General features: G+C 66.3%; 12 protein-coding genes. 2 read left to right on the top strand and 10 right to left on the bottom strand.

From position 1 onward, the window contains the following. Positions 1 to 59: 59 nt before the first annotated feature. The 9 genes from AUP43_RS05830 to AUP43_RS05790 all read right to left on the bottom strand — a co-directional run bounded on the left by AUP43_RS05830 (position 60) and on the right by AUP43_RS05790 (position 8,037). A complete protein-coding gene (locus tag AUP43_RS05830) occupies positions 60 to 512 on the bottom strand; it encodes an MmcB family DNA repair protein (protein ID WP_269746864.1) in 453 nt (150 codons plus the stop codon). After that, the gene (locus AUP43_RS05825; protein ID WP_067553710.1) at positions 509 to 1,879 is read right to left on the bottom strand and encodes a pentapeptide repeat-containing protein; all 1,371 of its coding nucleotides are present in this window, start codon (positions 1,877 to 1,879) and stop codon (positions 509 to 511) included. Before AUP43_RS05825 ends, AUP43_RS05830 begins: the two co-directional genes overlap by 4 nt. Before the next feature lie 49 nt (positions 1,880 to 1,928). Beyond that, complete coding sequence (locus AUP43_RS05820; RefSeq protein ID WP_232314888.1) at positions 1,929 to 2,600, bottom strand: TerC family protein; 672 nt, start codon at positions 2,598 to 2,600, stop codon at positions 1,929 to 1,931. Positions 2,601 to 2,714: 114 nt separating this feature from the next. Beyond that, positions 2,715 to 4,040 carry a TRAP transporter large permease gene (locus tag AUP43_RS05815; RefSeq protein ID WP_067553706.1) on the bottom strand — a complete coding sequence of 442 codons (1,326 nt, stop codon included), beginning with the start codon at positions 4,038 to 4,040 and terminating at the stop codon, positions 2,715 to 2,717. A gap of 10 nt (positions 4,041 to 4,050) precedes the next feature. Continuing rightward, positions 4,051 to 4,560 carry a TRAP transporter small permease subunit gene (locus AUP43_RS05810; protein ID WP_067553704.1) on the bottom strand — a complete coding sequence of 170 codons (510 nt, stop codon included), beginning with the start codon at positions 4,558 to 4,560 and terminating at the stop codon, positions 4,051 to 4,053. Further along, positions 4,561 to 5,655, bottom strand: a complete 1,095-nt coding sequence (locus AUP43_RS05805) for a TRAP transporter substrate-binding protein (protein WP_067553702.1) — start codon at positions 5,653 to 5,655, stop codon at positions 4,561 to 4,563. It abuts the gene before it with no gap. 213 nt (positions 5,656 to 5,868) lie between these two features. Next, complete coding sequence (gene rsmD, locus AUP43_RS05800) at positions 5,869 to 6,426, bottom strand: 16S rRNA (guanine(966)-N(2))-methyltransferase RsmD (RefSeq protein WP_067553700.1); 558 nt, start codon at positions 6,424 to 6,426, stop codon at positions 5,869 to 5,871. Further along, on the bottom strand, positions 6,392 to 7,327 hold the full coding sequence (locus tag AUP43_RS05795; protein ID WP_084462590.1) for a pseudouridine synthase: 936 nt from the start codon (positions 7,325 to 7,327) through the stop codon (positions 6,392 to 6,394). The genes rsmD and AUP43_RS05795 overlap by 35 nt, the downstream gene beginning before the upstream one ends. After that, a complete protein-coding gene (locus AUP43_RS05790) occupies positions 7,327 to 8,037 on the bottom strand; it encodes a gamma-glutamyl-gamma-aminobutyrate hydrolase family protein (protein WP_067553697.1) in 711 nt (236 codons plus the stop codon). The genes AUP43_RS05795 and AUP43_RS05790 overlap by 1 nt, the downstream gene beginning before the upstream one ends. Before the next feature lie 135 nt (positions 8,038 to 8,172). Here AUP43_RS05790 and AUP43_RS05785 point away from each other — a divergent pair, with 135 nt between their 5' ends. Beyond that, positions 8,173 to 8,622 (top strand): nucleoside deaminase, encoded by a 450-nt coding sequence (locus tag AUP43_RS05785; RefSeq protein WP_067553722.1) that lies wholly within the window; start codon positions 8,173 to 8,175, stop codon positions 8,620 to 8,622. On the opposite strand, the gene AUP43_RS05780 is transcribed toward AUP43_RS05785, so the two are convergent. Beyond that, complete coding sequence (locus AUP43_RS05780) at positions 8,619 to 9,509, bottom strand: diacylglycerol/lipid kinase family protein (protein ID WP_067553696.1); 891 nt, start codon at positions 9,507 to 9,509, stop codon at positions 8,619 to 8,621. The genes AUP43_RS05785 and AUP43_RS05780 overlap by 4 nt on opposite strands. 209 nt (positions 9,510 to 9,718) lie before the next feature. On the opposite strand from AUP43_RS05780, the gene AUP43_RS05775 reads away from it, so the two are divergent. After that, positions 9,719 to 10,510, top strand: coding sequence for a UDP-2,3-diacylglucosamine diphosphatase (locus AUP43_RS05775; protein WP_067553695.1), 792 nt, complete (start codon positions 9,719 to 9,721; stop codon positions 10,508 to 10,510). Positions 10,511 to 10,562: the final 52 nt, after the last annotated feature.

The following is a 10,562-nucleotide window of genomic DNA, read 5'->3' as shown; positions in this document are numbered from 1 at the left end:
CCTCATGCTGAGGAGCCGCGATAGCGGCGTCTCGAAGCATGTGGCGGCTGGCTCTGCCGCTAAATCCCGCTTTCGGGGTCGAGCAGGCGGGTCATGCGCTGGCTGCCGAGCAGGGCGAATTTCAGGGTCAGCGCCTTGCGGCGGGCCGGGGCGAGCGGGGTTGCCGGGGCTTCGCGCAGAACGACCCCGCCAAAGCGGTCGGCGACGATCAGGCCGGGTTCGGCGGGGAGAATTTCGGTGGGAAAGCTCTCGCCCACGGCGAAGAAGAAACGGTCGCAAAATTCCAGATAGTCGCGCCATTTACGGTCGCTCATATAATCTTGCGCCGAGGATTTCACTTCCACCACGGTGATCCGACCGTCGGGAGCGAGCGCCATCACATCGACGCGGCGGCCGGTCCGCAGCGTCACTTCCGTCAGCGTGCCCTGGCCATGGGCGCCGAGCAGGCGGCAGACCCCGCGCGCGATGTCGGCGGCGGTGGCTGGCGGCAGGCCCGGCAGTCCGGCATTCACAATTTCATGCCGATGGCGCCCCGCACATCGGCTCCCTCCAGATTGGCGCCGCGCAGGTCGGCGTCGGTGAAATCGCAATCCTGCAAATTGGCTCCCGACAGGTCGGCGTTGCGCAGGATGGCGCCTTGGAAGATCGCCCCGGTGGCCACCGCCTTGCGCATGTCGGAGCCGGTCAAGTCGGCCTCGACCAGCCGGGCATTCTCCAGATGGGTCGGCCAGAATTGCGTGACCGCGCCGAAGATCGGCACCGGGTTCATCTTGGCCGCCACCAGCTTCGCCTTGGTCAGATTGGCGCGCTTCAACGTGATTCCGCGCATGTCGCAGCGCGACAGGTCGGCGTTACGCAGATCGGCGAAGCCCATATCGGCCATCAGCAGCTCGGCCTTCTGCATGTCGACATTGGCCAGCACCGCGAATTCGAAGGCGGCGGCGGAGAAATTCAGTTCCGCCAGCTTCATGCCGCTCAGATCGACGCGGGTGAGGTTGGCGCGCTTACCCTTCTTGCCGGCGGTCTTGATCCAGTCGACATGCTGGGTCACCAGCGTTTGCAGGGTTATGTCCAGCGTGTCGAAATGCACCGGCCGCAGGGCGTTGCGGAAATTGTCGGAGCCGTAATCGACGGAGCCGAACACCGCACCGGCCAAATCCGCCCCGGCGAAGGAGGTCTCGCTGAGGATCGCGCCGATCAGGATCGCGCCATGCAGGATGCAGCCGTCGAAATTCGCCTCGGTCAGGTCGGCCCCTTCGAGGTTCGAGCCGGTGAGGTTGGAATTGCTGAGGTCGGCGCGCACCAGCTTCACATTGCGCAAGATGGTGTCGGTCAGGTCGGTCTGCACGATGAAGGCGTTCGACATCTTGGCGTTCGACAGATCGGCGCGGGTCATGATCGCCGCGCCGACATCGGTGGTCCGCGTGCCGTGGCCCAGGCCGATCAGATTGCCGTCCTTGTCCGGGCGCATCATCAGCCCGTCGCGCAGGTCGCAATCCATCATGGTGGCGTCGGTCAGATTGGCGCCGCGCAACTGCACGCCGCGCAGATCGGCGCGCGACAGGTCGCAGCCGCGCATGTCGGCCTGCGCCAGATCGGCGGCGAACAGATTGGCCGAAGTGAGCCGGCAATCCTTGAAGATGGCGCTTTGGAGCCGCGCGCCGGACAGGTCGGCATTCGACAGGTCACGGCCGGAGAAATCCAGGTAGGACAGATCGTGCAGCGTGAAATTGGCGCGCTGCCCGCCCATCCGGCCGGCCGCGTAATGCTCGTGCAGATGCAGCGCCTTGTCGAGCTCCTGCTGGGTCAGGCGCTTCCAGGTGAATTCGCCCTTGATGTGCTCGGGCAGTATGGATTTGGGCGGCTTCGGACTGGGCATGAGGGTCCGTCATCCATCCGTCATGACGGACCCATCCTACACGATCCGGTCAACCGCCACGCGACTCGTAATAGGCCATCAGGTCGAGGCTGCCTTCATACATCATGGCCAGCGACACATAGACGATGATGAGCAGGCCGACATAGGCGATCCAGCGATGCTTCGACAGCAGGCTGGCGATGAAGGTCGCGGCCAGGCCCATGAAGGCGACCGAGAGCACCAGGCCGATGATCAGGACGTTGGGATGGTCGCGCGCAGCGCCCGCGACGGCCAGCACATTGTCCAGCGACATCGACACGTCGGCCAGAACGATCTGGATGCAGGCCTGCTTGAAGGTTTTGCGCGGGGCCTCCGGCGCGACGTGGGTCGCCGGGTCGTCGACCGTGCCGTCGGCCTTGTCCAGAGCGGCCTTGGCCGCCGCCTCCTCGTGCGCGTGGCCCTCGCGCAGTTCGCGCCACATCTTCCAGGATACCCACAGCAGCAGGATGCCGCCGGCGAACAGCAGGCCGACGATCTGCAATAGCTGCGTGGTCATCAGCGCGAAGACGATGCGCAGCACCGTCGCCGCCGCAATGCCGACGATGATGACCTTGCCGCGCTGCTCCTTCGGCAGACCCGCCGCCGCAAGACCGACGACAATCGCATTGTCGCCCGCGAGCACGATGTCGATCATCAGCACTTGGAAAAACGCCGACATAATCTCCGGCGTCAGCCAATCCATACCCAACATTCCGGAAAACCTCAGAAAGAGAGGATGCCGGCTGAGGACGAGCGCCGGCCTTGAGTGTGCCCCTAGATGGCACGCCCAAGAACCGGCCACAAGGATTTTTGAGCATCACCAGCCGATGGCGTCCGGCAGCCAGGTCGCCACTTCCGGGAACAGGAAGACGATGGCGATGCCGACCGCCTGCAGCAGCACGAAGGGCACCACGCCGCGATAGATATCGCTGGTCGTCACGCCCGGCGGCGCGACGCCCTTCAGAAAGAACAGCGCCCAGCCGAAGGGCGGCGTCAGGAAGCTGGTCTGGAGGTTCACGCAGATCAGCGTGCCCAGCCACACCAGATTCACGTCGTTGGCGATGAAATAGGGCAGGAACAGCGGCACCGCGATGTAACTGATCTCGATCCATTCCAGGAAGCAGCCCAGGATGAACAGCAGCACCATCAGGAAGATCAGGCTGCCGGTCACGCCGCCGGGCGCCCAGTTGAACATATGCTCCACCAGCTTCTCGCCGCCCAGGCCCCGGAAGGCCAGGCCGAACACCTGGGAGAGGATCAGGATCAGGAACACCATGCCGGCGATGGACAGGGTCGCGCGCGCCGCGTCGCGCAGCAGGCCATAGCTCAGCTTGCCGGTGGCGGCGCAGACCAGGATCGCTCCCAGCGCGCCCATCGAGGCCGCCTCGGTCGGCGCCGCGACGCCGCCGATGATCGCCCCCAGCACCGCCACCACCAGCAGCAGCGGCGGCAGCACCACCTTGAACAGCTTGCCGTAGAGCTCACGGCGCGGCAGGGCGGCACGCTCCTCGGCGGAGATCGCCGGCGCGCGGTCGGGGTAGAAATAGGCGATGGCGAAGATGTAGATCACATACAGCCCGGCCAGGATCAGACCGGGGAACACCGCGGCGGCGAACATGGTGCCGACCGATTCGCCCAGAATATCGGCCAGCAGCAGCAGGATCAGGCTGGGCGGGATGATCTGGCCCAGCGTGCCGGACGCGCAGATCGTGCCGCAGGCCAGGCTCTTGCTGTAGCCGCGCCGCAGCAGGGCCGGCAGGGTCAGCAATCCCAGCGTCACGATGGTGGCCCCGACAATGCCGGTGGACGCGCCCATCAGCACGCCGACCAGCACGATGGCCACGCCCATGCCGCCGCGCATCGAGCCGGACAGATGGCCGACAACGTCCAGCAACTCCTCGGCCAGCTTGGATTTCTCCAGCATCACGCCCATGAAGACGAAGAGCGGGATGGCCAGCAGCGTGTAGTTCGACACCACGCCGAAGATGCGCGCCGGCAGCAGATTGAACAGCAGCGGCCCGAAGCCGATATAGCCGAACACGAAGCCGGACACCGCCAGTCCGACCGCGACCGGCACGCCGATCATCAGCATGGTGAAGAAGGAGACGACCGTCAGGATCGCCAGAATTTCATTCGGGGACATGGATTCTTGATCAGCGGGAGGAGGGGAAGAAGCGCAGCGCGGCCTTCAGCGTTTCCGCCATTGCCTGGCAGGCCAGCACGGCGAAGCCGAGCGGGATGAGCGCCTTCAGCAGGAAGCGGTGGGTCAGCCCATCCGGGTTCGGCGATCCCTCGCCCATATTGTAGGATTGCAGCACGAACGGGATCGACAGCTTCACCACGATCAGCGCCACGATGACCATCAGGATGCTGGAGACGATGTCGATGGTCGCCCGTAGCTTGGGCGGGAAGCGCTGATACAGACCGTCGACGCGGATCGCCTCGCCGTTCAGCAGCGCGTAGGACATGCCGAACAGCGCGATGGGCGCGACCAGGTGCCATTCCAGCTCCTGCAGCCAGATCGCGCCGGTATGCAGGAAGTAGCGCACCAGCACGTTGCCGGCGACCAGCAGCACCAGGCCGACGCCGATCCACGCCGCCAGGCGGCCGAACAGCTCGACCACCCGGTCGAGCTGTTCCGCCAGTTTCGCCAGGATAGGCATTTAGCTGCCGAGCGCCGCGCTCTGGAACGCGCCTTCGCTCAGCTTCGCCCATTTGTCGTGCTTCTTCTTGAAGCCCATGTAGCTGTCATGGACCTTCTTGGTCAGCGGGTCTTTCGCCGCCTCGGTCGCCAGCGTGTCGGCGGTGACTTCCTTCAGGCGGGCGATGACGGCGTCGGGCAGCGGCTTGGCGGTGACGCCATCCTTCTCCACCAGCTCGACCAGCGCCTCGCCATTGACCGCTTCGCTCCAGGTCAGGCTTTCCAGCACGCAGGCCATGGAAGCGACCTTGACCATTTCCTTCAGGTCCGCCGGCAGCTTTTCCCAGGTCGGCAGGCTGATCGCCAGCTCGCCGGTCGTCGCCGGCTCGTGCCAGCCGGTGGTGTGGTAGAATTTCGCCGCCTTCTGCAGGCCCAGGCGCTTATCCTGGTAGGGGCCGACGAATTCGGCCGCGTCGATCACGCCGCGCTCCAGCGCCGGGAAAATCTCGCCGCCCGGCAGCAGCCGGGCATCGACGCCAAGCTGGCCATACACCTTGCCGGCCAGGCCTGGAATGCGCATGCGCAGGCCCTTCAGATCCTCCACGCTGGTGACTTCCTTGCGGAACCAGCCGGTCATCTGCACGCCCGTATTGTTCATCGGGAAGGCGACCATGTTGAAGGGCTTGTAGACCTCCTGCCACAGATCCAGCCCGCCGCCGTGATACAGCCAGGCCATATGGCCCTGGAAGCTCATGCCGAACGGCACAGTGGTGAAATACTGCGCGGCGAACACCTTGCCGGACCAGAAATAGGAATTGGCCGAATTGGTCTCGACCGTGCCGGCGGCCACCGCGTCGAAACCCTCCATCGCCGGAATCAGCTCGCCGGCGGCGAAATGCTGAATCTTCAGCCGCCCGCCCGACATGGTGTCGACCTTCTTGATGAAGTCGGTCGGGCTGCCCGGACCGACCACGTAGAATGGGGCGTTCGGACCGTAGGCGTTGGTCATCTTCCAGTTGAAGCTGGTCTGGGCCCGCACGACGCTGGGGGCGGCGACCGCTGCGGCGGCCCCGGCCGTGCCGACCAGGCCGGCCTTGATGAAGGAACGGCGTTCCATGTCTGTCACTCCTCTGTCCGTCTGATTTTTTCTTGGCGAACCTCTTTACGAGGCGTCGCCCTCAGACTGCACAGGCCGTGCCACTGGTAGCACCACGCGGCTAAGCCGTGGAGAACAGGGAGGTATCAACCGATCATCGGCCGTCTGGCCGGTCCGGCATGGCCGACCGGCCCGACCAAAGCGTGGGCAGTTACCCTGCCGCGATGCACAAAATTACGGCTGGCCAGCAGCGAGAAACAGGAAGCGCGCCGCGCCATAGCGGCGGTCGTCGAGCAAGGCGAAGCCGGCGGGCGGGTCGTAAGCCTCGTCCTTGGCCAGCTCGATCACGACGAGTGCCGCGGGGGCCAGCCAGCCCGCCTCGGCCAGCCGGGCGAGCGCCGGCCAGGCCAGGCCGCTGCGATAGGGCGGGTCCATCAGCACCAGTGCGGCGGCTTCCCGCCCTGGACCGGGCCGGGTGGCGTCGATGGCCAGCACCTGGCAGCGATCCTCCGCCTTCAGATGCGCGATATTCTGGCGCAGCGCCGCCAGCGCCGGGCGCGATTGCTCAATGAACAGCGCGCGCGCCGCGCCGCGCGATAGCGCCTCCAGCCCCAGCGCGCCGGTGCCGGCGAACACGTCGAGCACCGTCGCCCCGTCAAGGTCGAGATCGAAGCGACCGCCGGTCAGTGTGTCGAACAGCGCCTGGCGGGCCCGGTCGGCGGTCGGGCGGGTGGCGTCGCCCGCTGGCGCCTCCAGCCTAGCGCCGCGATGACGGCCCGCGACGATCCGCATTCGGCTCCGCCTTTTTCTGCGCCGGCTTCTGGCCTGGCTTGTATCCCGGTTTATGGCCGGTCTTCGGCTCTGACTTGTGGCCCGCCTTCGGCCCCTGCCGGTAGGCCGGGCCGGTTTTCGGCTTGGCCTTGGCATAGCCGGTTCGGTCGCCCTTCGGCGTGTCGCCCATCTGTTCGTGCAGCACCTTGGCGGCGATTTCCTCGACCGCCCCGCGCTCCAGCTTGCCGAGCTGGAACGGGCCGTAGGCGACGCGGATCAGCCGGCCGACCGGCAGTCCCAGATGCTCCATGACGCGGCGGATTTCGCGGTTCTTGCCTTCGCGCAGACTTACCGAAATCCAGGCGTTGCTGGGCTGCTGACGTTCCAGATGCGCCTGAATTTCGCCATAGCGAACGCCGTCTACGGTGACGCCGTTGGCCAGCGCGGCCAGCGCCGTCTCGTCGACCTTGCCATGGACGCGCACCCGGTAGCGCCGCACCCAGCCGGTCGAGGGCAGTTCCAGCTTGCGGGCGAGCGCGCCGTCATTGGTCAGCAGCAGCAGCCCTTCGGAGGTGAGGTCGAGCCGGCCAATGGAGATCAGCCGCGGCAGGCCCGCCGGCAGCGCCTGGAAGATCGTCTGCCGGCCTTCGGGGTCCTTGTGCGTGGTCACCAGCCCGTCCGGCTTGTGGTAGCGGAACAGCCGGGTTTCCTCGGCGTCGGGCAGGGGCTTGCCGTTCACGGTGATGCGGCTGGCGGCGGTGACGATGGTGGCCGGCGTGGTCAGCATCTTGCCGTCGACCGTGACCTTGCCCTCGGCGATCAGCTTTTCCGCATCGCGACGCGAGCAGATGCCCGCCCGGGCGATGCGCTTGGCGATGCGCTCTCCCTCCTTGGCGGCTTCCTTGACGACTTCGTCGGTCATCAGCGGCAGGCCGCGATGAACGCGTCGAAAATGCGGTCGTCGCCGACGCTGATGGAGAATTCCGGATGCCACTGCACGCCGATGCAGAAGCGCCGCGCCGGATCCTCGATACCCTCGATCACGCCGTCGGGGGCCATCGCGTTCACCACGATATTCTCCGGCACGCTGGCCACCGCCTGGTGGTGCGCGCTGTTCACATTCAGCATGGTCGCCCCGCAGATGCCATGCAGGATCGTGCCTTCGCGCACCGTCACGTGATGGCCGGGCTCGTTGCGCGGGTTCGGCTGCTCATGCGCCAGCGCGCCCTCGATTTCGTCGGGGATGTGCTGGATCAGTGTGCCGCCCAGCGCCACCGCGAGGAGCTGCTGGCCGCCGCAGATGCCCAGGATCGGGATGTCGCGCTCCAGCGCGCCCTTCACCATGCCCAGCTCGAAGGCGGTGCGGCGATCCTTGGTGGTCACGCTGTCATGCCGCGAGCTCGCGCCGAACAGGGCGGGGTCGACGTCGAACGCGCCGCCGGTCACCACCAGCCCGTCGATCAGGTCGAGATAGTCCGGCACCTGCGCCACCTCGTGCGGCAGGGCGATGGGCAAGCCGCCGGCGCGCGCGACCGCCGTGCAGTAATTCTGCCGGATCGCATACCATGGGAATTTCGAGTAGCCGCCCGGATCTTCCGAATCCAGGGTCAGGCCGATGAGGGGCTGGGTCATGACGATTCCTGGCCGTTAGCGTTTGCGCGGGAGAGTATGCGTAACGGCCCGCCGGGGCAATGGCCGCGGGGTTTGGACGGCGCGAAGGACAACCCTCCGCTTGACGCCACGGCCCCTGCGCGCCAGGGTCGCGCCATGCGGGATGCGGGCAGGTATATGGAGCGGGCGCTGGCCCTGGCGGCGGACGCGGCGGCGGCCGGCGAGGTGCCGGTCGGTGCGGTGCTGGTGCGCGGCGATGAAATCCTGGCCGAGGCCCATAATCTGGTCGAGCGCGACCGCGATCCGACCGCCCATGCCGAGCTGCTGGCGATCCGCGCGGGCGCGCGCCGGCTGGGCGATCCCCGGCTGCCGGACTGCGATCTCTATGTGACGCTGGAGCCCTGCGCCATGTGCGCCCAGGCGATCAGCCTGGCGCGCATTCGCCGGCTCTATTTCGCCGCCTACGATCCGAAGGGCGGGGCGGTGGAGCATGGGCCGCGGCTGTTCACCCAGCCGACCTGCCACCACGCGCCGGAAATCTATGGCGGCATCGGCGAGGCCGCCGCCGCGACGCTGCTGCGCGGCTTCTTCCAGGCCCGGCGCTAGGTAGGGAACAGGACGGGCAGGCCGCTTGAGGCGACGGTGAAATCGGCCGGCAGGCGCGTGACGATATCGCCGTCGCCCTGCACCGGGTGGGCAATATGGCCATTGATCGTCACCTGGCTGGCCGGGAGCACCGTGATATCCGGCAAATGCCGGGTGAAGCCCAGCAGGACGGCGGCGATGTAGCGCAACGCATGCCAGCGCCCGGAATGGCGGAACAGGCAGGCATGCAGCGTCGGCTCGGTGATGCGCGCCGCCCCGGCGATGACGAAGGTGCCGGCATAATAGCGGCCCTTGGCCAGGATGATTTGCGCCGCCTGGCTGGGCGCGCCGTCGACCGTCACCTCGTAGCAGCGTTCCTGCGGCTGCAGCAGCCGCTTTATCGTCTGGAAGGCGTAGGCCGGCTTGCCGAGCAGCCATTTCAGGCGCAAATCGACATCCTGGACCACGAAGGCATCCAGCCCGGCCCCGGCCATGCACAGGAAATAGCGGCCATTGGCCAGGCCGGGAAAAATCGGCCGGGCGACGCCGCCGGTCAGCGCGCGCGCCACCGCATCGGCATTGTCGGCCAGGCCGATCTCGGCGGCCAGCACGTTCGCCGTGCCCAGCGGCACGATGCCCAGCGGGATCGGCGGCAGCCCCTGCGCCTGCCGGCGCATCAAGCCGTTCGCCACCTCGTTGATGGTGCCGTCGCCGCCGGCCGCGACCACGGCGTCGACGGCGCCGGCGGCGGCCGCGAATTCTTCGGCGTCGCCGCGCTTGCCGGTGGGGGCTAGGTCGACCGTGCAGCCGGCCTCAGCCAGGCGCGCCAGCACGGCGTCCAGCCGCTTACGGCGGCGGCGTCCGGCGGTCGGATTATGGATGATCAGGAAACGGCGCGAAGCGGCCAAAGAAAACCTTCCCTCGAAACGACGCCGCTACACTTAGTGTAAAAACGTCGTCGACCCTATAGCCGTCGGTAAATTTCCAGCAAACGTCATGTAACTGTCGCGAATACTTAACACGCATCTGCGCATCTTCTCCCCGTAATGGGAAACCAGATATGGGGGCTCCGCCGACCGGATATCACGTATCTGGTGGCGGCAATGGGGATAGCGCCATGAATGCCCAGCGCGGGGTCAGCCACTACCGATCGATCTGGATATCCGACGTGCATCTCGGCACGCGCGGCTGCAACGCCGATCTGCTGCTGGATTTCCTGAAATACACTGAAAGCGACAATCTCTATCTCGTTGGCGACATACTGGATATCTGGCGGCTGCGCCGGTCCTGGTACTGGGTCCAGAGCCATAACGACGTGATCCAGAAGGTGCTGCGCAAGGCGCGCAAGGGCACGCGGGTGATCTTCATCCCCGGCAATCACGACGAGATCTTCCGCGAATATCTGGGCCTCACCTTCGGCGAGATCGAAATCCTCGACGAGGCGATCCACCAGGCGGCTGACGGCAAGACCTATCTGGTGCTGCATGGCGACCGGTTCGACGGGGTGGTGAAATATGCCCGCTGGCTCGCGCTGATCGGCGACTGGGCCTACAATTGGATGCTGCGGGTGAACCTGGCCTTCAACACGATCCGGCGGAAGCTGGGTTATCCCTATTGGTCGCTCTCGGCCTATCTGAAGCTGCGGGTGAAGAACGCGGTCGAGTTCATCAGCCGCTACGAGGAGGCGGTCGCCGCCGAGGCCCGCGAGCGCGGCGTGGACGGGGTGATCTGCGGCCATATCCACCACGCCGAAATCCGCGAGATCGACGGCATCATCTATTGCAACGACGGCGACTGGGTGGAGAGCTGCACCGCCCTGGTCGAGCATGTCGACGGCCGGATGGAAATTCTGAACTGGGTGGAAATACGCCAGATGGCGCCCGCCGCCTATGCAGCGGTCCATCCATGATGCCCGACACGCTGGCCCAGCCGGTCATGCAGGCCGTATCGCAGTCCCGGCC

The organism is Oceanibaculum pacificum (assembly GCF_001618175.1).
In the GTDB taxonomy this organism is placed as follows: Bacteria; Pseudomonadota; Alphaproteobacteria; order Oceanibaculales; family Oceanibaculaceae; genus Oceanibaculum; species Oceanibaculum pacificum.
The sequence above is the reverse complement of the archived record's forward strand: the minus strand, read 5'-3'. Positions and strand labels throughout refer to the sequence as shown.

Coding starts and splice junctions, on each gene's coding strand:
- AUP43_RS05825 (WP_067553710.1), bottom strand. CDS start 1,879: ATGCCCAGTCCGAAGCCGCCCAAATCCATACTGCCCGAGCACATCAAG.
- AUP43_RS05820 (WP_232314888.1), bottom strand. CDS start 2,600: ATGGATTGGCTGACGCCGGAGATTATGTCGGCGTTTTTCCAAGTGCTG.
- AUP43_RS05815 (WP_067553706.1), bottom strand. CDS start 4,040: ATGTCCCCGAATGAAATTCTGGCGATCCTGACGGTCGTCTCCTTCTTC.
- AUP43_RS05810 (WP_067553704.1), bottom strand. CDS start 4,560: ATGCCTATCCTGGCGAAACTGGCGGAACAGCTCGACCGGGTGGTCGAG.
- AUP43_RS05805 (WP_067553702.1), bottom strand. CDS start 5,655: ATGGAACGCCGTTCCTTCATCAAGGCCGGCCTGGTCGGCACGGCCGGG.
- rsmD (WP_067553700.1), bottom strand. CDS start 6,426: ATGCGGATCGTCGCGGGCCGTCATCGCGGCGCTAGGCTGGAGGCGCCA.
- AUP43_RS05795 (WP_084462590.1), bottom strand. CDS start 7,327: ATGACCGACGAAGTCGTCAAGGAAGCCGCCAAGGAGGGAGAGCGCATC.
- AUP43_RS05790 (WP_067553697.1), bottom strand. CDS start 8,037: ATGACCCAGCCCCTCATCGGCCTGACCCTGGATTCGGAAGATCCGGGC.
- AUP43_RS05785 (WP_067553722.1), top strand. CDS start 8,173: ATGCGGGATGCGGGCAGGTATATGGAGCGGGCGCTGGCCCTGGCGGCG.
- AUP43_RS05775 (WP_067553695.1), top strand. CDS start 9,719: ATGAATGCCCAGCGCGGGGTCAGCCACTACCGATCGATCTGGATATCC.